This is a genomic window from Pseudomonas sp. IT-P44 (assembly GCF_949768225.1).
GTDB lineage: Bacteria > Pseudomonadota > Gammaproteobacteria > Pseudomonadales > Pseudomonadaceae > Aquipseudomonas > Aquipseudomonas migulae.
Window position 1 is genome coordinate 74,303 of sequence record NZ_CATKQM010000018.1, and the last position, 24,348, is coordinate 98,650.

Consider the following 24,348-nt stretch of genomic DNA (forward strand, 5'->3'; position numbering starts at 1 on the left):
CCTTTTTCAAGACACTCATTGAATCCCTATGCGTGATCCAGCCCCTTCTGACACACAAAAGAAGCGCGTCATTGTCGGCATGTCCGGCGGCGTGGACTCTTCCGTTTCCGCCCTCCTGCTGATCGAGCAGGGTTATGAGGTGGAAGGCCTGTTCATGAAGAACTGGGAAGAAGACGATGGAACGGAATACTGCACCGCCATGGACGACCTGGCGGACGCCCAGGCCGTGTGCGACAAAATTGGCATCAAGCTGCACACTGCCAACTTCGCCGCCGAGTACTGGGACAACGTGTTCGAGCACTTCCTGGCCGAATACAAGGCCGGTCGCACGCCAAACCCGGACATCCTGTGCAACCGCGAAATCAAGTTCAAGGCGTTCCTCGACTACGCCATGGTGCTCGGCGCCGACCTGATCGCCACCGGCCACTACGTGCGCCGCCGCGACATCGACGGCCACACCGAACTGCTCAAGGGCCTGGACCCGAACAAGGACCAGAGCTACTTCCTGCACGCCGTCGGCGGCGAACAGATCGCCAAGACCCTGTTCCCGGTCGGCGAGCTGGAAAAACCGCAAGTACGCGCGATTGCCGAGAAATACGAACTCGCCACCGCGAAGAAAAAGGATTCCACCGGGATCTGCTTTATCGGCGAACGCCGCTTCAGCGACTTCCTCAAGCAATACCTGCCGGCGCAGCCAGGCGAAATCAAAACCACCGAAGGTGAAGTCATCGGCCGCCACCACGGCTTGATGTACCACACCATCGGCCAGCGTCAGGGCCTGGGCATCGGCGGCTTGAAAGACGCCAGCGACGAGCCGTGGTACGTGCTGATCAAAGACCTGGAGCACAACGAACTGATCGTTGGCCAGGGCAATGACCACCCTTACCTGTTCTCCCGCGCCCTGCTCGCCTCGGACATCTATTGGGTCAACCCGATCGACCTGAGCGAGCCGCGCAAGCTGACCGCCAAAGTGCGTTATCGCCAGAGCGACCAGTCGTGCACGCTGGAAAAAACCGCCACCGGCTACCGCGCAACCTTCGATGAGCCGCAACGCGCGGTCACCCCCGGTCAGTCCGTGGTGTTCTACGACGGCGAAATCTGCCTCGGCGGCGGCGTGATTGAAGTGGCGGAACCGTGGACCAGCAAAGGCACCCTTCAAGGCGAGCAGCAATGAGCCCCACTCAGGAGCAACTGACGGCGCTGGGCGGCGTGTTTCTCGCCGCTGTCCTTGTCGACAAGATCGCCAAGACCGGCCAGACCAGCGAAGCCGGCCTGACCTGCATGCTTGGCAGCCTGCTGATTCGCGACCCCAAGGACACGCTGGAAGTCTACGGCGGCGACGACATCAATCTGCGTGAAGGTTATCGCGCACTGATCGGCGCCCTTGAACGCGACCCGAGCACCCTGCAGCGCGAACCGCTGCGTTACGCCCTGGCAATGCTCGGGCTGGAGCGTCAACTGGCCAAGCGCGGCGACATGCTCGAGGTGATCGGCAAACGCCTGCCGCAGATTCAATCCCAGGTCGAACACTTCGGCCCGGCGCACGAAAATGTGATCGCCGCCTGCGGCGCGCTGTACCAGGACACCCTGAGCACCTTGCGCCAACGGATTCAGGTTCACGGCGACATGCGCAACCTGCAGCAGCCGAGCAACGCTTCGAAGATCCGCGCGCTGTTGCTGGCCGGGATTCGTTCGGCACGCCTGTGGCGGCAGTTGGGCGGTCATCGCTGGCAGTTGGTCGTCAGCCGCCGCAAATTGCTGAAAGAGCTTTACCCGCTGATGCGCAGCAGCTGAACCGCGCCCGCAACACCGTTTTGTAGTCAGTAACGCGTAATACGCTGGTCAGTTGGCAACGGACCGGCGGATTTTTTCATGTATGATACGCGCCCCATTTCGTTGCCCGACTGTCCGAGAACACCCCATGCAGCTTTCTTCGCTCACTGCGGTTTCCCCTGTTGACGGCCGCTACGCCGGCAAAACCCAGGCCCTGCGCCCAATTTTCAGCGAATACGGTCTGATCCGTGCTCGCGTGCTGGTTGAAGTGCGCTGGCTCCAGCGCCTCGCCGCTCACCCTGCCATCAGCGAAGTGCCGGCGTTTTCCGCCGAAGCCAACGCTGTGCTGAACACCCTGGCGGAAAACTTCTCTCTGGAGCACGCCGAGCGTGTCAAAGAGATCGAGCGCACCACCAACCACGACGTCAAAGCCATCGAATACCTGCTCAAAGAGCAAGCGGCCAAGCTGCCGGAACTGGCGGCTGTCAGCGAATTCATCCACTTTGCCTGCACCAGCGAGGACATCAACAACCTGTCCCACGCCCTGATGCTGCGCGAAGGCCGTGATGACGTCATGCTGCCGCTGATGCGCCAGACTGCCGAAGCCATCCGCGAACTGGCCATCCGTTTCGCTGACGTGCCGATGCTGTCGCGCACCCACGGTCAACCGGCCTCGCCGACCACCCTGGGCAAAGAGCTGGCAAACGTGGTTTACCGTCTGGAGCGCCAGATCGCTCAAGTCGCTGCCGTTCCGCTGCTGGGCAAGATCAACGGCGCTGTCGGCAACTACAACGCTCACCTGTCGGCCTACCCTGAGATCGACTGGGAAGCCAACGCCCGCGCCTTCATCGAAGACGAGCTGGGCCTGGGCTTCAACCCATACACCACGCAGATCGAACCGCACGACTACATCGCCGAGCTGTTCGACGCGATCGCGCGTTTCAACACCATCCTGATCGACTTCGACCGCGACATCTGGGGCTACATCTCCCTGGGTTATTTCAAACAGCGCACCATCGCTGGCGAAATCGGTTCGTCGACCATGCCGCACAAAGTCAACCCGATCGACTTCGAAAACTCCGAAGGCAACCTGGGCATCGCCAACGCACTGTTCCAGCACCTGGCGAGCAAACTGCCGATCTCCCGCTGGCAGCGCGACCTGACCGACTCCACCGTACTGCGCAACCTCGGTGTCGGCTTCGCCCACAGCGTGATCGCATACGAAGCCAGCCTCAAAGGCATCAGCAAACTGGAGCTCAACGCTCAGAAAATCGCTGCTGACCTCGATGCTTGCTGGGAAGTCCTGGCCGAGCCGATCCAGACCGTGATGCGTCGCTACAACATCGAAAACCCGTACGAGAAGCTGAAAGAGTTGACCCGTGGCAAGGGCATCAGCCCTGAAGCGCTGCAAACTTTCATCGACGGGCTGGACATGCCTGCCGCCGCCAAGGCCGAGCTGAAACTGCTCACCCCGGCGAACTACATCGGCAACGCTGTAGAGCAAGCCAAGCGCATCTGATCGACCGCTTTACCCGTTTGAGACGCCCGGCAGCGCCGGGCGTTTTTATTCCCGTCTGAAAAGTGCTTTTTTTCAATAGGTTACACATGAATCCTGACATTCCTCTTCAACTTCTGGGCGGCATCACGGCGCGCGAATTCCTGCGTGACTACTGGCAGAAAAAACCCCTGCTGATCCGTCAGGCAATCCCTGATTTCGAAAGCCCGATCGACGCCGACGAACTGGCCGGCCTGGCGCTGGAAGAAGAAGTTGAATCGCGCCTGATCATCGAGCACGGCGAGCGTCCTTGGGAATTGCGCCGCGGCCCGTTCGCCGAAGACGAATTCAGCAAGCTGCCGGAAACCGAATGGACCCTGCTGGTACAAGCGGTTGACCAGTTCGTGCCGGAAGTCAGCGAACTGCTGGAACAGTTCCGCTTCCTGCCGAGCTGGCGCATCGACGACGTGATGATCAGCTTCGCTGCGCCGGGTGGCAGCGTCGGTCCGCACTTCGACAACTACGACGTGTTCCTGCTGCAAGGCCACGGCAAGCGCAACTGGAAAATCGGCCAGATGTGCAATTCCGACAGCCCGCTGCTGCAACATGCGGACCTGCGCATCCTGGCTGATTTCGAAGCCACCGATGAGTGGGTCCTGGAACCGGGCGACATGCTCTACCTGCCGCCACGCCTGGCCCACTGCGGCGTGGCCGTCGATGACTGCCTGACCTACTCCGTAGGTTTCCGCGCTCCGAGCGCCGCTGAAGTGCTGACCCACTTCACCGACTTCCTCAGCCAGTTCCTGACTGACGAAGAGCGTTACACCGACGCCGACGCCCTGCCGGCAGTTGATCCGCATCAGATCCAGCACGACGCCCTCGATCGCCTGAAAGCCCTGCTGGCCGAGCACATGAGCGACGAACGCCTGCTGCTGACCTGGTTCGGCCAATTCATGACCGAACCACGCTACCCGGAACTGGTGGTCGGCCCTGAAGAAATCGAAGAAGACGACCTGCTTGCCAGCCTGGAGCAAGGTGCCGTACTGATCCGCAACCCGAGCGCCCGCATGGCCTGGTCCGAAGTCGATGACGACCTGCTGCTGTTCGCCAGCGGTCAGAGCCGTTATCTGCCGGGCAAACTGCGCGATCTGCTGAAGTTGATCTGTGCCGCCGATGCGCTGCACATCGACAACCTCGGCGAATGGCTGAGCGACGAAGACGGTCGCGGCTTGATTTGCGAACTGATCAAGCAAGGAAGCCTGGGGTTTGCCGATGAATAAAATTCACGTACGTGTCGCAGACTGGCAAAAGGATAACGCCGAGATCCGGCGCATTCGTGAGACGGTGTTCATCGCCGAGCAATCCGTTCCGCCCGAGCTGGAATGGGATGCAGATGATGCAACAGCGGTGCATTTCCTGGCCTTCGAAGGTGACTTTCCGATTGGCACCGCGCGCCTGCTGCCCGATGGGCATGTTGGCCGGGTTTCGGTGCTGAAAGACTGGCGCGGCTTGAAGGTTGGCGATGCGCTGATGCAAGCGGTGATCGGTGAAGCCGAGAAGCGCGGGCTGAAGCAGCAGATGCTGAGCGCGCAGGTGCAAGCGACGGCGTTCTATGAGCGCCTGGGCTTCAGCCTGGTCAGTGAGGAGTTCCTGGAAGCCGGGATTCCGCACGTGGACATGGTGCGGCACTCCGCTTAAACCGCGGCGCGGCCTTCGCGAGCAAGCTTCGCTCCTACAGAATTACACTGAACCTGTAGGAGCGAGGCTTGCCCGCGAAGAGGCCCGAAAGCACACCACAAAACGCCCCGCCATTTTCGGATGCCGGGGCGTTTTGCTGTCTACGATTCAACTTGCCCCACGCCGGGCCGACAAACTGGCAAACTCAAGACCTGTAGGAGCGAGCCTGCTCGCGATGGTCGTGAGAGCGCCGCGGGGTATCAGGCTTCCAGCGTCATCGTTGACGACCATCGCCAGCAAGCTGGCTCCTACACACAAACTTCAAGGCCGGAGATAACGGATATGTCCCTACGCACCCTGCTCACCACGCTGCTGCTGACCTGCAGTTTTTCGGTCATGGCAGCCACCGAGATCGTGCCGTTGAACTACCACACCAGCGCCGACATGCTACCGATGGCGCAGGACTTTATCGGCAAGGACGGCCAGGTCAGCGCCTACGGCAACCAACTGATCGTCAATGCCGATCAACGCAAGATCGACGAACTTAAAGCGCTTATCGCCCAACTCGACACTCAGCCCAAGCGCCTGCTGATCACCGTCGACACCAACGAAAACAACTTCCAGGGCGATCAGGGTTATTCGGTGAACGGGGCCAAACCCAGCCAGACCCGAATCATCAATCGCAGCACCGAAAGCCGTGACGGCGGCATTCAGCAAGTCCAGGCCAGCGAAGGCACACCGGCGCTGATCCAGGTCGGCCAGAGCGTGCCGTTGACCAGCACGCAGATCGATTCGTATGGCGATCCCCGCAGCCAGACCGAATACCGCAACGTCACCCAGGGTTTCTATGTCACCGCCAGCGTCACCGGCGACATCGTTCACCTGTCGATCAGTACCAACCGTGACCGCATGAGCCAGGAACGTCCCGATGTAGTGAACGTGCAAAGCACCGACACAACCGTCACCGGCCGCCTCGGCGAATGGATCACCCTCGCCGGCGTGAATCACCAGACTCAGGCCGACAAACAGGGCATGACCCGCAGCTACTCGACTCAGGGCCGGGATGACATGACCCTGCGGGTGAAAGTCGATACTTTGGACTAAACCACCAAAAACTGACTGATTAGTCGTATTAGACCAAAGATGTAGTGCCATAAAAAAAGCACTACAAAACGTTTGACGAGCCAAAAAAGCGAAGGCATGATGGCCTCGCTCCCGCTAATCAGGGGCCCTGGCAAGGGCCTTCGAGGCGATGCTCGCACCTACCCCGCGAGCCGTTTCGTGTCTGTACCGCCCACAAGGTGTGTTTGACGAGGTTGCCGACTGGAACGAAGTTGTCCCGAGGGACGGAAGCGTATTTAGGTAACCCGGCATCACACTGAAGTTCGTATAAAGGCCCACGACGCCCGAATGCGCTCGCCAGTCCGCCCTTACCTGCTCACTTCCCCTCGAGCCCATCGTTCATCCCGTCGCCAACCCCGCCGAATTCGACTTGACCGCCTAAGCTTCTGGTCTGCGAGCGCATGAATTTTCCACCGCAGAACAACTTTCCGTAAAAGACGCGACGAGGTTTATCTCCATGGCACTGACACGCGAACAGCAAATTGCAGCCCTCGAAAAAGACTGGGCTGAAAACCCACGCTGGAAAGGCGTGACACGCGCTTACTCCGCTGCTGACGTCGTCCGCCTGCGTGGCTCGGTTCAACCTGAGCACACCTTTGCAAAACTCGGCGCCGAGAAGCTCTGGAACCTGGTCACCCAGGGCGCCAAGCCGTCCTTCCGTCCTGAGAAAGATTTCGTCAACTGCATGGGCGCCCTGACCGGCGGCCAGGCTGTACAACAAGTCAAAGCCGGCATCCAGGCGATCTACCTGTCGGGCTGGCAGGTTGCTGCGGACAACAACTCCGCCGAATCGATGTACCCGGACCAGTCGCTGTACCCGGTGGACTCGGTTCCAACCGTGGTCAAGCGCATCAACAACTCGTTCCGTCGTGCTGACCAGATCCAGTGGAAAGCCGGCAAGGGCCCGGGCGACGAAGGCTACATCGACTACTTCGCACCAATCGTGGCTGACGCCGAAGCCGGTTTCGGCGGCGTACTGAACGCCTACGAGCTGATGAAGAGCATGATCGAAGCAGGCGCCGCCGGCGTTCACTTCGAAGACCAACTGGCTTCCGTGAAAAAATGCGGCCACATGGGCGGCAAGGTACTGGTTCCTACCCAGGAAGCCGTACAGAAGCTGACTGCTGCCCGTCTGGCGGCTGACGTTGCCGGTACTCCGACCATCATCCTGGCACGTACCGACGCTAACGCGGCTGACCTGCTGACTTCCGACTGCGACCCGTACGACCAGCCATTCGTGACTGGCGAACGTACCCAGGAAGGTTTCTACAAAGTGCGCGCTGGCCTGGACCAGGCAATCGCTCGCGGCCTGGCTTACGCTCCGTACGCCGACCTGATCTGGTGCGAAACCGCCAAGCCGGATCTGGACGAAGCCCGTCGCTTCGCTGAAGCGATCAAGAAGGAATACCCGGACCAACTGCTGTCGTACAACTGCTCGCCTTCCTTCAACTGGAAGAAAAACCTGGACGACGCGACCATCGCCAAGTTCCAGCGCGAACTGTCCGCCATGGGTTACAAGCACCAGTTCATCACCCTGGCCGGCATTCACAACATGTGGCACAGCATGTTCAACCTGGCGCACGACTACGCCCGCAACGACATGACTGCCTACGTGAAGCTGCAAGAGCAGGAATTCGCCGACGCCGCCAAGGGTTACACCTTCGTGGCTCACCAGCAGGAAGTGGGCACCGGCTACTTCGACGACATGACCACCGTGATCCAGGGCGGCTCGTCGTCGGTTACCGCACTGACCGGTTCGACTGAAGAAGAACAGTTCCACTGATCTGCTTCGCCTGAACGAACGGCCGTTGCGGACCGAATAAAAAGCTAACCGCAACGCCGCACATCTGACGCCCCGACTGGTTCGGGGCGTTTTTTTGCGTTCATTTTTTACACGATACGGCCCCTGTAGGAGCGAGGCTTGCCCGCGAAGAATGCACCGCGACATGCCAGGTAGACCGCAGCGCATTCTTCGCGGGCAAGCCTCGCTCCTACAGAAGGAAGGGGGTGATTCAGGAAAAATCCTTGATCCAGCGCAGTTTCACGATCAGAAAAACAGGGTAAAACGGTGCCGCCCGCTACTTGCAGTAACGCGCATATAAGACAACTTTCCACCCACCTACCCGTTAAACAGTTTGAAAATCGCTTCAAACAATATTGATTATCATTTAGCTCAAACTATGTTCGTTACATTCCCTACAAAACATAATTGATGAAAAGCCTGCTAATGCCCGCAACGCATGGGCTGCGGGACTTTGGAGGTGCGCTATGTCCTTATTCCTATAAATAATTTCGCTATAGGAATTTTACTTGCACGGTGTTGTGCCATAAAATCAGCGGGATTGATTGCTGCGACATATCGTCACTGCTTTGTTTCTTTTTCAAGCTCAGAGACCTTTGCTCTCTGTTAAGGATTACCAGCATGCCCGAAGCGACAGGACTCATGGCCCACAACTGGGGCTTTGCCATTTTCCTTCTGGGCGTCGTCGGCCTTTGCGCCTTCATGCTCGGCGTCTCCAGCCTCCTCGGGTCAAAAGCCTGGGGCCGCAGCAAAAACGAACCGTTCGAGTCCGGCATGCTACCTACAGGTGGCGCCCGCTTGCGGCTCTCAGCCAAATTCTATCTGGTCGCGATGCTCTTCGTGATCTTCGATATCGAAGCCCTTTTTCTCTTTGCCTGGTCTGTGTCCGTCCGCGAAAGCGGCTGGACCGGATTCGTCGAAGCTCTCGTTTTCATAGCAATTCTGTTGGCAGGCCTTGTCTACCTATTCCGAGTGGGCGCCCTTGACTGGGCTCCGGAAGCTCGTCGTAAGCGGCAAGCGAAGCTGAAACAATGAGGCTTTGGCAATGCAATACAATCTCACCAGGATCGACCCCGATGCTCCTAACGAGCAGTATCCGATTGGCGAACGGGAAACCGTTTCCGATCCGTTAGAAGATCAAGTCCACAAAAACATCTTCATGGGCAAGCTCGAAGACGTGCTTAACGGCACGATCAACTGGGGGCGCAAGAACTCCCTGTGGCCGTATAACTTCGGCCTTTCGTGCTGCTACGTGGAAATGACCACCGCCTTCACGGCGCCCCACGACATCGCGCGCTTTGGCGCCGAGGTTATCCGGGCATCGCCGCGTCAGGCGGATTTCATGGTTATCGCCGGTACCTGCTTCATCAAGATGGCGCCGATCATTCAGCGTCTCTACGAGCAAATGCTCGAACCTAAATGGGTCATCTCCATGGGTTCGTGCGCCAACTCCGGTGGCATGTACGACATCTACTCAGTCGTTCAAGGGGTGGACAAGTTCCTGCCCGTGGACGTCTACGTGCCTGGCTGCCCGCCTCGTCCTGAAGCTTTTCTGCAAGGCTTGATGCTCTTGCAGGAGTCGATTGGACAGGAGCGTCGTCCGCTTTCCTGGGTCGTTGGCGATCAAGGCGTGTATCGCGCCGAGATGCCTTCCGAGAAGGACAAGCGCCGCGAACAGCGAATCGCAGTCACCAACCTGCGCAGCCCCGACGAAGTCTGATCCAGATCTGCTTCTTATATAGAACGAGACACTGGCTTCATTCTTTACGTTGACCGAAAGCGATAAATAACCATGACTACAGGCAGTGCTCTGTACATCCCGCCTTACAAGGCAGACGACCAGGATGTGGTCGTCGAACTGAATAACCGTTTTGGCCCCGAGGCGTTCACCGCCCAGCCTACCCGCACCGGCATGCCGGTGCTTTGGGTTGCCCGCGCCAAACTCGTCGAAGTGATGACCTTCCTGCGCAACCTGCCCAAGCCGTACGTCATGCTCTATGACCTGCACGGCGTGGACGAGCGTCTGCGCACCAAGCGTCAAGGGCTGCCAAGCGGCGCCGACTTCACCGTGTTCTATCACCTGATGTCGATCGAACGTAATAGTGACGTGATGATCAAGGTCGCCTTGTCCGAGAGCGACCTCAGCGTGCCGACCGTCACCGGGATCTGGCCGAACGCCAACTGGTACGAGCGTGAAGTGTGGGACATGTACGGCATCGACTTTGCCGGCCACCCGCACCTGACCCGCATCATGATGCCGCCGACCTGGGAAGGTCACCCGCTGCGCAAGGACTTCCCGGCCCGCGCAACCGAGTTCGACCCGTTCACCCTGAACCTGGCCAAGCAACAGCTTGAGGAAGAAGCCGCGCGCTTCAAGCCTGAAGACTGGGGCATGAAGCGTTCCGGTGCGAACGAGGACTACATGTTCCTCAACCTCGGTCCCAACCACCCTTCCGCGCACGGTGCGTTCCGCATCATCCTGCAGCTGGACGGTGAAGAGATCGTCGATTGCGTACCGGACGTCGGCTACCACCACCGTGGTGCCGAGAAGATGGCCGAGCGTCAGTCCTGGCACAGCTTCATCCCGTACACCGACCGTATCGACTACCTCGGCGGCGTGATGAACAACCTGCCGTACGTGCTCTCGGTCGAGAAGCTGGCCGGCATCAAGGTGCCCGAGAAGGTCGACGTCATCCGCATCATGATGGCCGAGTTCTTCCGGATCACCAGCCACCTGCTGTTCCTGGGTACCTACATCCAGGACGTCGGCGCCATGACCCCGGTGTTCTTCACCTTCACCGACCGCCAGAAGGCGTACACGGTGATCGAAGCCATTACCGGTTTCCGTCTGCACCCGGCCTGGTACCGCATCGGTGGCGTCGCCCACGACCTGCCGCGCGGCTGGGAAAAGCTGGTGAAAGACTTCGTCGAGTGGATGCCAAAGCGTCTGGACGAATACCAGAAAGCCGCTCTGGACAACAGCATCCTGCGTGGCCGGACCATCGGCGTCGCTGCCTACAACACCAAAGAGGCCCTCGAATGGGGCGTCACCGGTGCAGGCCTGCGTTCGACCGGTTGCGACTTCGACCTGCGTAAAGCGCGTCCATACTCGGGCTACGAGAACTTCGAATTCGAAGTGCCGCTGGCCGCCAATGGCGATGCCTACGACCGTTGCATCGTGCGCGTCGAAGAAATGCGCCAGAGCATCAAGATCATCGACCAGTGCATGCGCAACATGCCGGAAGGCCCGTACAAGGCGGATCACCCGCTGACTACGCCGCCGCCGAAAGAGCGCACGCTGCAGCACATCGAGACCCTGATCACGCACTTCCTGCAAGTTTCGTGGGGCCCGGTCATGCCGGCCAACGAATCCTTCCAGATGATCGAAGCGACCAAGGGCATCAACAGTTATTACCTGACGAGCGATGGCGGCACCATGAGCTACCGCACCCGGATTCGCACCCCAAGCTTCCCGCACCTGCAGCAGATCCCTTCGGTGATCAAAGGCAGCATGGTCGCGGACTTGATTGCGTACCTGGGTAGTATCGATTTCGTTATGGCCGACGTGGACCGCTAAGCATGAACAGCACGCTTATCCAGACAGACCGTTTCACCTTGAGTGAAACCGAGCGCTCGGCCATCGAGCACGAGCTGCATCACTACGAAGACCCGCGCGCGGCGTCGATCGAAGCCCTGAAGATCGTCCAGAAGGAACGTGGCTGGGTGCCTGACGGCGCGCTCTACGCCATCGGCGAGATCCTCGGCATCCCGGCGAGCGACGTTGAAGGCGTGGCTACTTTCTATAGCCAGATCTTCCGTCAGCCAGTCGGTCGCCACATCATTCGCGTCTGCGACAGCATGGTCTGCTACATCGGCGGCCATGAATCGGTAGTCAGCGAAATCCAGAGCAAACTCGGCATCGGCCTGGGCCAGACCACAGCCGACGGTCGTTTCACCCTGCTGCCGGTCTGCTGCCTCGGCAACTGCGACAAGGCGCCGGCGTTGATGATCGACGACGACACTTTCGGTGATGTGCAGCCTGCCGGCGTTGCCAAATTGCTCGAGGGCTACGTATGACCCTGACTTCCTTCGGTCCTGCCAACCGCATCAAGCGTTCGGCCGAGACTCACCCGCTGACCTGGCGTCTGCGTGACGACGGCGAAGCTGTCTGGCTCGACGAGTACCAGGCCAAGAACGGTTACGCGGCTGCGCGCAAAGCCTTTGCCGACATGGCTCAGGACGACATCGTCCAGACCGTGAAAGACGCCGGCCTGAAAGGTCGCGGCGGTGCAGGCTTCCCCACGGGCGTGAAGTGGGGCCTGATGCCGAAAGACGAATCCATCAACATCCGCTACCTGCTGTGCAACGCGGATGAAATGGAGCCGAACACCTGGAAAGACCGCATGCTGATGGAGCAACTGCCCCATCTGCTGATCGAAGGCATGCTGATCAGTGCCCGTGCACTGAAAACCTACCGTGGCTACATCTTCCTGCGTGGCGAATACACCACCGCCGCCAAGCACCTCAACCGTGCCGTGGAAGAAGCCAAGGCAGCTGGCCTTTTGGGCAAGAACATCCTGGGCAGCGGCTTCGATTTCGAGCTGTTCGTCCACACCGGCGCCGGGCGTTACATCTGCGGTGAAGAAACCGCACTGATCAACTCCCTCGAAGGCCGCCGCGCCAACCCGCGCTCCAAGCCGCCCTTCCCTGCCGCCGTTGGCGTGTGGGGCAAGCCGACTTGCGTGAACAACGTTGAAACCCTGTGCAACGTCCCGGCGATCATTGCCGATGGCGTGGACTGGTACAAATCGTTGGCCCGCGAAGGCAGTGAAGACATGGGCACCAAGCTCATGGGCTTCTCCGGCAAGGTCAAGAACCCGGGCCTGTGGGAATTGCCATTCGGCGTCACCGGTCGCGAGTTGTTCGAAGACTACGCCGGCGGCATGCGCGACGGTTACAAGCTCAAGGCCTGGCAGCCAGGCGGCGCCGGTACCGGTTTCCTGTTGCCTGAACACCTGGACGCACAAATGTACGCCGGCGGCATCGCCAAAGTGGGCACCCGTATGGGTACCGGCCTGGCCATGGCGGTGGACGACAGCGTCAACATGGTTTCGCTGCTGCGCAACATGGAGCAGTTCTTCGCCCGCGAATCCTGCGGCTTCTGCACCCCTTGCCGCGATGGCCTGCCATGGAGCGTCAAGCTGCTGATGGCCATCGAGAATGGCGAAGGCCAGCCAGGCGACATCGAGACCCTGCTGGGTCTGGTCGGTTTCCTCGGTCCAGGCAAGACCTTCTGTGCTCACGCACCGGGCGCCGTTGAGCCGTTGGGCAGCGCAATCAAATACTTCCGCCATGAGTTCGAAGCCGGCATCGCGCCTGTCAGCGCCGTCGTCCCGCCTCTGGCAAGGCCGATCGTAGTCGGCGCTTAACGCTTAAAAAAGGCGAACGGTCCGTGCCGTTCGCCTTCTCGTGTGATGACGCCTTGAACGGCTGTGTTGATTCACGCGAATAACAAGATTCCATTAGCCACGCCCGCTGACACCGGGCCAACGAAGAACTTTGAACCATGGCCACTATCCACGTAGACGGCAAAGAGCTCGAAGTCGATGGGGCAGACAACCTGTTACAGGCATGTCTGTCGCTAGGCCTCGATATCCCTTATTTCTGCTGGCACCCTGCCCTTGGCAGCGTTGGCGCTTGCCGCCAGTGCGCGGTCAAGCAGTACACCGACGAGAACGACACCCGCGGTCGCATCGTCATGTCCTGCATGACCCCTGCCACCGACGGCACCTGGATCTCCATCGAAGATGAAGAGTCCAAGGCCTTCCGCGCCAGTGTTGTTGAATGGCTGATGACCAACCACCCGCACGACTGCCCGGTCTGTGAGGAAGGCGGTCACTGCCACCTGCAAGACATGACCGTGATGACCGGCCACAACGAGCGCCGTTATCGCTTCACCAAGCGTACCCACCAGAACCAGCAACTGGGCCCGTTCATTTCCCACGAAATGAACCGCTGCATCGCTTGCTACCGCTGCGTGCGCTTCTATAAGGATTACGCTGGCGGCACCGACCTTGGTGTGTTCGGCGCCCACGACAACGTGTACTTCGGTCGCGTTGAAGACGGCGTACTGGAAAGCGAATTCTCCGGCAACCTCACCGAGGTCTGCCCGACCGGTGTGTTCACCGACAAGACTCACTCCGAGCGCTACAACCGCAAGTGGGACATGCAGTTCTCGCCGAGCATCTGCCATGGCTGCTCCAGCGGTTGCAACATCTCCCCGGGCGAGCGTTACGGCGAACTGCGTCGGATCGAAAACCGCTTCAACGGTTCGGTCAACCAGTACTTCCTGTGCGACCGTGGCCGTTTCGGCTATGGCTACGTCAACCGCGAAGACCGCCCGCGTCAGCCTCTGCTGGCCAACGGCACCAAGCTGAGCCTCGACGAAGCGCTGGACAAAGCCGCTGACCTGCTGCGCGGTCGCAACATCGTCGGCATCGGTTCGCCGCGTGCCAGCCTCGAAAGCAACTACGCGTTGCGCGAGCTGGTCGGCGCCGAGCACTTCTACTCCGGTATCGAAGCCGCCGAGCTGGAACGCATTCGTCTGGTCATGCAGGTGCTCAAAGACAGCCCGCTGCCGATCCCGAACATGCGCGACATCGAAGACCACGACGCCATCTTCGTCCTCGGCGAAGACTTGACCCAAACCGCTGCCCGTATGGCGCTGTCCCTGCGTCAATCGGTCAAGGGCAAGGCCGAAGACATGGCCGACGGCATGCGCGTTCAGCCTTGGCTCGACGCTGCGGTGAAGAACATCGGTCAGCACGAACTGAACCCGCTGTTCATCGCCAGCCTGGCTGAAACCAAGCTCGACGACATCGCCGAAGAATGCGTTCACGCCGCTCCAGATGACCTGGCCCGCATCGGTTTCGCCGTGGCTCACGCCCTCGACGCCAGCGCCCCAGCCGTTGAAGGCCTCGACACCGAAGCCCTCGAACTGGCCAAGCGCATTGCCGACGCCCTGCTCGCGGCCAAGCGTCCGTTGATCATTGCCGGTACCTCGCTGGGTTCCAAAGCATTGATCGAAGCCGCCGCGAACATCGCCAAAGCCCTGAAGCTGCGCGAGAAGAACGGTTCCATCAGCCTGATCGTGCCAGAGGCCAACAGCCTCGGCCTGGCCATGCTCGGTGGCGAATCGGTCGACGCCGCGCTGCAAGCGGTGATCGATGGCAAGGCCGACGCCATCGTCGTGCTGGAAAACGATCTGTACACCCGTACCGACAAAGCCCGTGTCGATGCCGCCCTGACCGCCGCGAAAGTGGTGATCGTTGCCGACCACCAGAAAACCGCCACCAGCGATCGCGCGCACCTGGTTCTGCCAGCCGCCAGCTTCGCTGAAGGCGACGGTACGCTGGTCAGCCAGGAAGGCCGCGCCCAGCGCTTCTTCCAGGTCTTCGATCCGAAGTACATGGACGCGAGCATCCTGGTTCACGAAGGCTGGCGCTGGCTGCATGCCCTGCGCGCTACCTTGCTGAACCAGCCGATCGACTGGACCCAACTGGACCACGTCACCGCTGCCGTCGCTGCAAGCACGCCGCAACTGAACCGTATCGTCGATGCCGCACCGTCCGCCTCGTTCCGCATCAAGGGCATGAAGCTTGCCCGCGAACCGCTGCGTTACTCGGGTCGTACCGCCATGCGCGCTGACATCAACGTGCACGAACCGCGTACCCCGCAAGACAAGGACACCGCGTTCGCCTTCTCCATGGAAGGTTACTCGGGCTCGGCCGAACCGCGTCAGCAAGTGCCTTTCGCCTGGTCTCCGGGCTGGAACTCGCCGCAAGCCTGGAACAAGTTCCAGGACGAAGTCGGTGGTCACATCCGCGCTGGCGACCCGGGCACCCGCCTGATCGAAAGCACCGGTGATTCGCTGAACTGGTTCGCAGCTGTTCCGCGCGCCTTCAACCCGGCCCCGGGCACCTGGCAGGTCGTGCCGTTCTTCCACCTGCTCGGCAGCGAAGAGAACTCTTCGAAAGCCGCGCCGGTTCAGGAACGCATCCCGGCCGCCTACGTCGCTTTGGCCAAGTCCGAAGCCGACCGTCTGGGTGTCAATGACGGTGCCCTGCTGAGCTTGAACGTTGCCGGCCAGACCCTGCGTCTGCCGCTGCGCATCAACGAAGAGCTGGGTGCTGGCCTGGTCGCATTGCCGGCCGGTATCGCGGGCATTCCGCCAGCGATCTTTGGCAAATCCGTTGACGGTCTGCAGGAGGCAGCTCAATGACCTGGTTCACGCCTGAAGTGATTGACGTGATCATCGCGGTCCTCAAGGCCATCGTGATTCTGCTCGCCGTGGTGGTGTGCGGCGCGCTGCTGAGCTGGGTCGAGCGTCGTCTGCTCGCCCTCTGGCAGGACCGTTACGGTCCGAACCGCGTCGGCCCGTTCGGCGCGTTCCAGATCGCGGCCGACATGATCAAGATGTTCTTCAAGGAAGACTGGACCCCGCCGTTCGCCGACAAGATGATCTTCACCCTGGCACCGGTCGTGGCCATGAGCGCCCTGCTGATTGCCTTCGCGATCATCCCGATCACCCCGACCTGGGGTGTGGCGGACATCAACATCGGCATTCTGTTCTTCTTCGCCATGGCCGGTCTGTCGGTCTACGCGGTGCTGTTCGCCGGATGGTCGAGTAACAACAAGTTCGCCCTGCTGGGCAGCTTGCGGGCCTCGGCACAGACCGTGTCGTACGAAGTGTTCATGGGCCTGTCGCTGATGGGCATCGTGATCCAGGTCGGCTCGTTCAACATGCGCGACATCGTTGAATACCAAGCGCAGAACCTGTGGTTCATCATTCCGCAGATCTTCGGTTTCCTGACCTTCTTCATCGCCGGCGTCGCCGTGACTCACCGTCACCCGTTCGACCAGCCGGAAGCGGAGCAGGAACTGGCTGACGGTTACCACATTGAATACGCCGGCATGAAATGGGGCATGTTCTTCGTCGGCGAGTACATCGGCATCGTGTTGATTTCGGCGCTGCTGGTGACCTTGTTCTTCGGTGGCTGGCACGGTCCGTTCAACATTCTGCCGCAGATCCCGTTCATCTGGTTTGCACTGAAAACCGCGTTCTTCATCATGATCTTCATCCTGTTGCGCGCCTCGATTCCGCGCCCACGGTATGACCAAGTGATGGACTTCAGCTGGAAGTTCTGCCTGCCGCTGACCCTCGTCAACATGCTGGTGACCGCTGCGATCGTGTTGCTCAACACGCCCGCCGTCGCGGCTCAGTGAGGATAGAGAATCATGAAGTACATATTTGACATCGTGCATGGCTTCTTCACCCAGCTTCGCAGCCTGGTGATGATTTTCGGCCACGCCTTCCGCAAGCGCGACACGCTGCAGTACCCGGAAGAACCGGTCTACCTGCCGCCGCGCTACCGTGGCCGTATCGTCCTGACCCGCGACCCTGATGGCGAAGAGCGTTGTGTAGCCTGCAACCTGTGCGCCGTGGCGTGCCCGGTCGGGTGCATCTCGCTGCAGAAAGCTGAAACCGAAGACGGTCGCTGGTACCCGGACTTCTTCCGCATCAACTTCTCGCGCTGCATTTTCTGCGGCCTCTGCGAGGAAGCCTGCCCGACCACCGCGATCCAGCTGACACCGGATTTCGAGATGGCCGAGTTCAAACGTCAGGACCTGGTTTACGAGAAAGAAGATCTGCTGATCTCCGGCCCCGGCAAAAACCCTGATTACAACTTCTATCGTGTTGCAGGTATGGCGATTGCCGGGAAGCCGAAAGGCTCCGCGCAGAATGAAGCCGAACCGATCAACGTGAAGAGCTTGCTGCCTTAAGGAAGAAAGATGGAATTCGCTTTCTATTTCGCATCGGGTATCGCTGTGGTGTCCACGCTTCGCGTGATCACCCACACCAACCCTGTGCACGCCCTGCTCTACCTGATCATTTCGCTGATCGCCGTGGCCATGACGTTCTTCGCCCTCGGCGCACCGTTTGCCGGTGTTCTGGAAGTGATCGCCTACGCTGGCGCCATCATGGTGCTGTTCGTGTTCGTGGTGATGATGCTGAACCTGGGCCCCGCCTCGGTTCAGCAAGAGCGCGTCTGGCTCAAGCCCGGCATCTGGCTCGGCCCGGTGATTCTCGGCGCCCTGCTGCTGGCTGAACTGCTGTACGTGCTGTTCAGTCACCAGAGCGGCCAGGCCGTCGGCCACACCACCGTAGACGCCAAGGCCGTGGGCATCAGCCTGTTCGGTCCGTACCTGCTGGTGGTCGAACTCGCCTCGATGCTGCTGCTCGCCGCAGCCGTGACGGCGTTCCACTTGGGCCGTAACGAAGCCAAGGAGCAATGACGATGCCTGCTATCCCTTTGGAGCATGGTCTGGCGGTCGCCGGCATCCTGTTCTGCCTCGGTCTGGTCGGCCTGATGGTCCGCCGCAACATTCTCTTCGTGCTGATGAGCCTGGAGGTCATGATGAATGCCTCCGCGTTGGCGTTCATCGTTGCCGGTAGCCGCTGGGCGCAACCGGATGGACAGATCATGTTCATCCTGGTGATCAGCCTGGCAGCCGCCGAGGCCAGTATTGGCCTGGCGATCCTGCTGCAACTGTATCGCCGCTTCCACACGCTCGATATCGACGCTGCCAGTGAGATGCGCGGATGAATCTTCTCTATCTGACTTTCGTATTCCCTCTCATCGGTTTCCTGCTGCTGTCGTTCTCCCGTGGACGCCTCTCGGAAAACCTGTCGGCGCTGATCGGCGTCGGTTCCATCGGCCTGTCTGCCATCGTCACCGCTTACGTGATCTGGCAGTTCAACGTTGCGCCACCTGAAGGCGGTCACTACACCCAGGTGTTGTGGCAGTGGATGGCGGTGGAAGGCTTCACGCCGAACTTCGCGCTGTACCTGGATGGTCTGTCCCTGACCATGCTCGGTGTGGTCGTCGGCGTCGGCTTCCTGATCCACCTGTTCGCGTCCTGGTACATGCGCGGTGAAGCCGGTTACTCGCGTTTCTTCGCCTACACCAACCTGTTTATCGCCAGCATGCTGTTCCTGGTCCTGGGCGATAACCTGTTGTTCCTGTACTTCGGCTGGGAAGGCGTGGGCCTGTGCTCGTACCTGTTGATCGGTTTCTACTACAGCAACCGCAACAACGGTAACGCGGCACTCAAAGCCTTTATCGTGACCCGCATCGGCGACGTGTTCATGGCCATCGGCCTGTTCATCCTGTTCGCCCAACTGGGCACGCTGAACGTCCAGGAACTGCTGGTGCTGGCACCACAGAAATTCCAGGCCGGCGACTTCTGGATGGTCATGGCCACCCTGATGCTGCTGGGCGGCGCTGTCGGTAAATCCGCGCAACTGCCACTGCAAACCTGGCTGGCGGATGCGATGGCCGGTCCTACCCCGGTTTCGGCACTGATCCACGCCGCGACCATGGTGACCGCCGGTGTCTACCTGATCGCCCGTACCCACGGCCTGTTCACCCTGGCGCCGGAAATTCTGCATCTGGTAGGCATCGTCGGCGGCGTGACCCTGGTACTCGCCGGTTTCGCGGCACTGGTTCAGACCGACATCAAACGTATCCTCGCCTATTCGACCATGAGCCAGATCGGCTACATGTTCCTGGCGCTGGGCGTTGGCGCATGGGATGGCGCGATCTTCCACCTGATGACCCACGCCTTCTTCAAGGCGCTGCTGTTCCTTGCATCCGGTGCGGTGATCGTTGCCTGCCACCACGAGCAGAACATCTTCAAGATGGGCGGCCTGTGGAAGAAACTGCCACTGGCCTACGCCAGCTTCATCGTCGGCGGCGCGGCCCTGGCGGCCCTGCCACTGGTGACCGCAGGTTTCTACTCCAAGGACGAAATCCTTTGGGAAGCGTTTGCCAGCGGCAACCAGGGTCTGCTGTACGCAGGTCTGGTCGGCGCATTCATGACTTCGCTGTACACCTTCCGCCTGATCTTCATCGCGTTCCACGGTGAAGTGAAGACCGAAGCGCACGCCGGTCACGGCATCGCTCACTGGCTGCCACTGTCGGTGCTGATCGTATTGTCCACCGCCATTGGCGCGATGATCGTTCCGCCACTGCACGGCGTGCTGCCGGAAAGCGTCGGCCATGCCGGCGGCGAAGCCAAGCACAGTCTGGAAATCGCCTCGGGCGCCATCGCCCTGGCCGGTATCCTGCTGGCCGCGTTGCTGTTCCTCGGCAAGCGTCGTTTCGTTACTGCAATCGCCAACAGCGGCATCGGCCGCTTCCTTTCGGCCTGGTGGTTCGCTGCCTGGGGCTTCGACTGGATCTACGACAAACTGTTCGTCAAGCCATACCTGGCGATCAGCCATGTACTGCGCAAAGACCCGCTCGACCAGACCATCGGTCTGATCCCGCGTATGGCCAAAGGCGGTCACACCGCCCTGAGCCGTACCGAAACCGGTCAACTGCGTTGGTACGCGGCATCGATGGCAGCCGGCTCCGTGCTGGTCATCGGCGCCATCGTGCTGGTAGCGGTCTGAATATGAACCTTGCGAACTTGCGAAAGGAATTGAGCCCGTCATGATTCTGCCTTGGCTAATCCTGATCCCCTTCATCGGCGGCCTGCTGTGCTGGATGGGTGAGCGCTTCGGCGCCACCCTCCCCCGCTGGATTGCGCTGATCACCATGTCCCTGTTGCTCTCCCTCGGCCTCTGGCTGTGGGCCACCGGTGACTATTCATTTGCCCCGGCGCCTGGCGCCGACCCGACCTGGGCGCTTGAGTTCAAGCACATCTGGATCGAGCGCTTCGGCATCAGCGTGCACCTGGCCCTCGACGGCCTGTCGCTGCTGATGATCATGCTGACCGGTCTGCTGGGTGTGCTTTCGGTACTCTGCTCGTGGAAAGAGATTCAACGTCACGTTGGCTTCTTCCACTTGAACCTGATGTGGATCCTGGGCGGTGTCGTCGGCGTGTTCCTCGCCCTCGACCTGTTCATGTTCTTCTTCTTCTGGGAAATGATGCTGGTGCCGATGTACTTCCTCATCGCGCTCTGGGGTCACAGTTCTTCGGACGGCAAGAAAACCCGGATCTACGCGGCGACCAAGTTCTTCATCTTCACTCAGGCTTCCGGCCTGATCATGTTGGTGGCGATCCTGGGTCTGGTACTGGTCAACTTCAACGACACCGGCGTGATTACTTTCAACTACGCCGATTTGTTGAAAACCAAGATGTCGCTGACCACCGAGTACATCCTGATGCTCGGCTTCTTCATCGCCTTCGCGGTCAAGCTGCCAGTCGTACCGTTCCACTCCTGGTTGCCTGATGCTCACGCCCAGGCGCCGACCGCAGGTTCCGTCGACCTGGCCGGTATCTTGCTGAAAACCGCTGCGTACGGTCTGTTGCGTTTCGCCCTGCCGCTGTTCCCGAATGCGTCGGCCGAGTTTGCGCCGATCGCCATGACCCTCGGTCTGATCGGTATTTTCTACGGCGCGTTCCTGGCTTTCGCACAAACCGACATCAAGCGTCTGATCGCCTTCTCGTCCGTTTCCCACATGGGTTTCGTACTGATCGGCATCTACTCCGGCAGCCAACTGGCGCTGCAGGGCGCGGTGATGCAGATGCTGGCGCACGGTCTGTCGGCCGCTGCACTCTTTATCCTGAGCGGTCAGTTGTACGAGCGCACCCACACCCGCGACATGCGTGAAATGGGTGGCCTGTGGTCGAAGATCGCTTACCTGCCAGCCCTCAGCCTGTTCTTCGCAGCCGCGTCGCTGGGCTTGCCGGGCACCGGTAACTTTGTCGGTGAGTTCCTGATCCTGATCGGTACCTTCCCTGCTGCACCGTTGGTCACCATCATCGCGACGTCTGGCCTGGTGTTCGGTTCGGTCTACTCGCTGATCATGATCCACCGTGCGTACTTCGGTCCGGCCAAATCGGACGCGGTGCTGCATGGCATGGACGGTCGCGAACTGATCATGGTGGTCGGTCTGGCGGCATTGCTGATCTACATCGGCGTGTACCCGCAACCGTTCCTCGATACCTCTGCTGCGACGATGCATGGCGTGCAGCAATGGCTCGGCACCGCCTTCACTCAACTCGCTTCGGCCCGGTAAGAGCGCTATGGAATTCACGACTCAACACTTTATCGCGCTAGCGCCGTTGTTGATCACCAGCGCCACGATCATCGTGGTGATGCTGGCGATTGCCTGGCGCCGCAACCACTCGCAGACCTTCCTGATTTCCGTGGCGGGCCTGAACCTGGCGTTGCTGTCGATCCTGCCAGCCTTGAAAGTCGCGCCATTGGCCGTGACCCCACTGCTGCAGATCGATAGCTTTGCCTGCTTGTACATGGCGCTGATCCTGGTCGCCACCCTGGCCTGTGTGACCCTCGCCCACGCCTACCTCGGCGATGGCGGTTCGGGTTACCCGGGCAACCGCGAAGAACTGTACCTGCTGATCCTGATGGCCGCCGCCGGTGGCCTGGTTCTGGTCAGCGCGCAGCACCTGGCCGGGTTGTTCATCGGTCTGGAACTGCTCTCGGTGCCGGTCTACGGTCTGGTGGCCTACGCCTTCTTCAACAAGCGCTCGCTGGAAGCCGGTATCAAGTACATGGTGCTGTCGGCCGCCGGTTCCGCGTTCCTGTTGTTCGGTATGGCCCTGCTCTACGCCGATTCCGGCAGCCTGAGCTTTGTCGGTATCGGTCAGGCCCTCGCGGCCACCGGTCTGCCAAGCTCCCTGGCGCAGATGGGCCTGGGCATGATGCTGATCGGTCTGGCGTTCAAACTGTCGCTGGTACCGTTCCACCTCTGGACCCCGGACGTTTACGAAGGTGCTCCGGCCCCGGTGGCGGCGTTCCTGGCGACCGCTTCCAAAGTCGCTGTGTTCGCGGTGATGGTGCGTCTGTTCCAGATCTCGCCAGCGGCGAGCAGCGGTGTACTCAGCGACGTGCTGACCATCATCGCCATCGCCTCGATCCTGTTCGGTAACCTGCTGGCCCTGACCCAAAGCAACCTCAAGCGTCTGCTGGGTTACTCGTCCATCGCGCACTTCGGCTACCTGCTGATCGCCCTGGTGGCGAGCAAGGGTCTGGCCGTGGAAGCCATCGGCGTGTACCTGGTCACCTACGTGATCACCAGCCTCGGCGCCTTCGGCGTGATCACCCTGATGTCCTCGCCGTACAACGGCCGTGACGCGGATGCCCTGTACGAATACCGCGGCCTGTTCTGGCGCCGTCCGTACCTGACCGCCGTACTGACCGTGATGATGCTGTCCCTGGCCGGTATCCCGCTGACCGCGGGCTTCATCGGCAAGTTCTACATCATCGCCACCGGTGTCGAGTCGCACCAATGGTGGCTGGTTGGTTCCCTGGTACTGGGCAGCGCCATCGGCGTCTTCTACTACCTGCGCGTCATGGTCACTCTGTACCTGATGGAGCCAAACCTGCGTCGCCACGATGCGCAACTGCATTGGGAACAACGTGCAGGCGGCGTGATGCTGCTGGCCATCGCCGTACTGGCGTTCTTCCTCGGGCTGTATCCGCAGCCGTTGCTGGCTCTGGTTCAACAGGCTGGTCTGGCGGGTTGATCGCTTAGCGGTAGATCGTTGAAAACAGAAACGGCACCTTCAGGTGCCGTTTTTGCGTTTGTGGGGTTTGGTTCTGCTGTTTTTCCCCCTCCTCCGGCGTACATATCCATTTTTGCGGTAACGGCGGCTATGGGTTTCGCCCTTACGGCGAGTCACTTGGAAGAGCCCCAAGTAACCAAGGGCTCTTGCCCCTTTCGTTCGGTGCCTCGCCTAGGCTCGGCATGCCCTCGCTCCGGTCCTGCTCCGTGGGCCTCTCGAGGGGGCGCTCAGATCAAAAGCGGAAGGCGAGCTAACGCTCGGCCTGATGAGTGGTGAAAGGCAAAAGCAAACACCGAACCCTGTAGGAGCGAGGCTTGCCCGCGAAAAACGACCGGACAACGCGTTCATTCAGACAGCCCGCGTTATCGTTGACGTCCATCGTTGGCAAGCCAGCTCCTACAATTTCGAACCGTGTGAACCCAATCCCCGTGTAGGAGCCAGCAAGCTGGCTCCTACACGGGAACGTGTCCAACTGGGCAATCAGGTCGCTGATACTGGATCTGACACCAACAAAAACGGCACCTTACGGTGCCGCTCGCCTTTCTCAGTGCCGCCGTTTACTTACGCGCATCTGCCCACGACTTCAGCAGTTCGTTGTAGCTCACGGTTTCACCCTTGGGCTTTTCGTTCGCCAGTTTCGGTTTTGGTGCACCCGGCTGATCGAACCAGTATTGCGCATCGCGCTCGGGGTTCATTTTCGGGGCGCAGGTGGCTTGGGCCTTCGAGCGTTCCAGACGGGACATGATCGCGTCCTGATCCTTGGCCAGACCATCGAGCAGCTCGCGGCGCTGACTTGAGTCGCCGCGCGCTGTACCCACCCACATGACGAAATTGTAATAACCCCATCACCTTGGCGTTATCCGCAGATTGCAACGATGTC

20 protein-coding genes and 1 pseudogene are annotated in these 24,348 nt (G+C 60.3%); 20 read left to right on the forward strand and 1 reads right to left on the reverse strand.

Going from position 1 to position 24,348, the window contains the following annotated elements; genetic code table 11:
* The first annotated feature begins 28 nt into the window (after nt 1-28).
* From mnmA to nuoN, 20 genes are all read left to right on the forward strand, one after another.
* Nucleotides 29-1,174, forward strand: coding sequence for a tRNA 2-thiouridine(34) synthase MnmA (gene mnmA, locus ACM6IO_RS11375; RefSeq protein ID WP_414911486.1), 1,146 nt, complete (start codon nt 29-31; stop codon nt 1,172-1,174).
* Entirely contained in the window at nt 1,171-1,794 is a 624-nt protein-coding gene (gene hflD / locus ACM6IO_RS11380; protein ID WP_008032717.1) for a high frequency lysogenization protein HflD, read from the forward strand. Before mnmA ends, hflD begins: the two co-directional genes overlap by 4 nt.
* A gap of 127 nt (nt 1,795-1,921) precedes the next feature.
* On the forward strand, nt 1,922-3,292 hold the full coding sequence (gene purB, locus ACM6IO_RS11385) for an adenylosuccinate lyase (protein WP_008032719.1): 1,371 nt from the start codon (nt 1,922-1,924) through the stop codon (nt 3,290-3,292).
* A gap of 86 nt (nt 3,293-3,378) precedes the next feature.
* Nucleotides 3,379-4,548, forward strand: coding sequence for a JmjC domain-containing protein (locus tag ACM6IO_RS11390; RefSeq protein ID WP_414911487.1), 1,170 nt, complete (start codon nt 3,379-3,381; stop codon nt 4,546-4,548).
* Nucleotides 4,541-4,966, forward strand: coding sequence for a GNAT family N-acetyltransferase (locus ACM6IO_RS11395; RefSeq protein WP_017339601.1), 426 nt, complete (start codon nt 4,541-4,543; stop codon nt 4,964-4,966). Before ACM6IO_RS11390 ends, ACM6IO_RS11395 begins: the two co-directional genes overlap by 8 nt.
* 321 nt (nt 4,967-5,287) lie before the next feature.
* Nucleotides 5,288-6,049, forward strand: a complete 762-nt coding sequence (locus ACM6IO_RS11400) for a secretin N-terminal domain-containing protein (RefSeq protein ID WP_008041242.1) — start codon at nt 5,288-5,290, stop codon at nt 6,047-6,049.
* 475 nt (nt 6,050-6,524) lie between these two features.
* Nucleotides 6,525-7,850 (forward strand): isocitrate lyase, encoded by a 1,326-nt coding sequence (gene aceA, locus ACM6IO_RS11405; protein ID WP_008032724.1) that lies wholly within the window; start codon nt 6,525-6,527, stop codon nt 7,848-7,850.
* A 639-nt stretch (nt 7,851-8,489) separates the two neighbouring features.
* A complete protein-coding gene (locus ACM6IO_RS11410) occupies nt 8,490-8,903 on the forward strand; it encodes an NADH-quinone oxidoreductase subunit A (RefSeq protein ID WP_003223812.1) in 414 nt (137 codons plus the stop codon).
* Between the two features lie 10 nt (nt 8,904-8,913).
* Nucleotides 8,914-9,588 (forward strand): NuoB/complex I 20 kDa subunit family protein, encoded by a 675-nt coding sequence (locus ACM6IO_RS11415; protein ID WP_008032725.1) that lies wholly within the window; start codon nt 8,914-8,916, stop codon nt 9,586-9,588.
* Nucleotides 9,589-9,660: 72 nt separating this feature from the next.
* Complete coding sequence (gene nuoC / locus ACM6IO_RS11420; RefSeq protein ID WP_008032726.1) at nt 9,661-11,445, forward strand: NADH-quinone oxidoreductase subunit C/D; 1,785 nt, start codon at nt 9,661-9,663, stop codon at nt 11,443-11,445.
* A gap of 2 nt (nt 11,446-11,447) precedes the next feature.
* Complete coding sequence (gene nuoE / locus ACM6IO_RS11425) at nt 11,448-11,945, forward strand: NADH-quinone oxidoreductase subunit NuoE (protein WP_008020715.1); 498 nt, start codon at nt 11,448-11,450, stop codon at nt 11,943-11,945.
* Nucleotides 11,942-13,297: an NADH-quinone oxidoreductase subunit NuoF gene (nuoF, locus tag ACM6IO_RS11430; protein ID WP_008032727.1), complete on the forward strand. Its 1,356-nt coding sequence runs from the start codon at nt 11,942-11,944 to the stop codon at nt 13,295-13,297. Before nuoE ends, nuoF begins: the two co-directional genes overlap by 4 nt.
* 137 nt (nt 13,298-13,434) lie before the next feature.
* The gene (gene nuoG, locus ACM6IO_RS11435) at nt 13,435-16,149 is read left to right on the forward strand and encodes an NADH-quinone oxidoreductase subunit NuoG (protein ID WP_414911488.1); all 2,715 of its coding nucleotides are present in this window, start codon (nt 13,435-13,437) and stop codon (nt 16,147-16,149) included.
* Complete coding sequence (nuoH, locus tag ACM6IO_RS11440) at nt 16,146-17,153, forward strand: NADH-quinone oxidoreductase subunit NuoH (protein WP_008032732.1); 1,008 nt, start codon at nt 16,146-16,148, stop codon at nt 17,151-17,153. The genes nuoG and nuoH overlap by 4 nt, the downstream gene beginning before the upstream one ends.
* A 12-nt stretch (nt 17,154-17,165) precedes the next feature.
* Nucleotides 17,166-17,711 carry an NADH-quinone oxidoreductase subunit NuoI gene (gene nuoI / locus ACM6IO_RS11445; protein WP_008032736.1) on the forward strand — a complete coding sequence of 182 codons (546 nt, stop codon included), beginning with the start codon at nt 17,166-17,168 and terminating at the stop codon, nt 17,709-17,711.
* Between the two features lie 9 nt (nt 17,712-17,720).
* Entirely contained in the window at nt 17,721-18,224 is a 504-nt protein-coding gene (gene nuoJ, locus ACM6IO_RS11450) for an NADH-quinone oxidoreductase subunit J (RefSeq protein WP_008032738.1), read from the forward strand.
* Between the two features lie 2 nt (nt 18,225-18,226).
* Nucleotides 18,227-18,535 carry an NADH-quinone oxidoreductase subunit NuoK gene (nuoK, locus tag ACM6IO_RS11455; protein WP_007940879.1) on the forward strand — a complete coding sequence of 103 codons (309 nt, stop codon included), beginning with the start codon at nt 18,227-18,229 and terminating at the stop codon, nt 18,533-18,535.
* A complete protein-coding gene (gene nuoL, locus ACM6IO_RS11460; protein WP_008032743.1) occupies nt 18,532-20,385 on the forward strand; it encodes an NADH-quinone oxidoreductase subunit L in 1,854 nt (617 codons plus the stop codon). Before nuoK ends, nuoL begins: the two co-directional genes overlap by 4 nt.
* Before the next feature lie 40 nt (nt 20,386-20,425).
* Nucleotides 20,426-21,958 (forward strand): NADH-quinone oxidoreductase subunit M, encoded by a 1,533-nt coding sequence (nuoM, locus tag ACM6IO_RS11465; RefSeq protein WP_008032746.1) that lies wholly within the window; start codon nt 20,426-20,428, stop codon nt 21,956-21,958.
* A gap of 7 nt (nt 21,959-21,965) precedes the next feature.
* Entirely contained in the window at nt 21,966-23,429 is a 1,464-nt protein-coding gene (gene nuoN, locus ACM6IO_RS11470; RefSeq protein ID WP_008032749.1) for an NADH-quinone oxidoreductase subunit NuoN, read from the forward strand.
* A 596-nt stretch (nt 23,430-24,025) separates the two neighbouring features.
* Here nuoN and ACM6IO_RS11475 read toward each other — a convergent pair.
* Nucleotides 24,026-24,247 (reverse strand): annotated as a pseudogene (locus ACM6IO_RS11475) (carbohydrate ABC transporter substrate-binding protein); the annotation flags it as partial.
* Between the last annotated feature and the right edge of the window lie 101 nt (nt 24,248-24,348).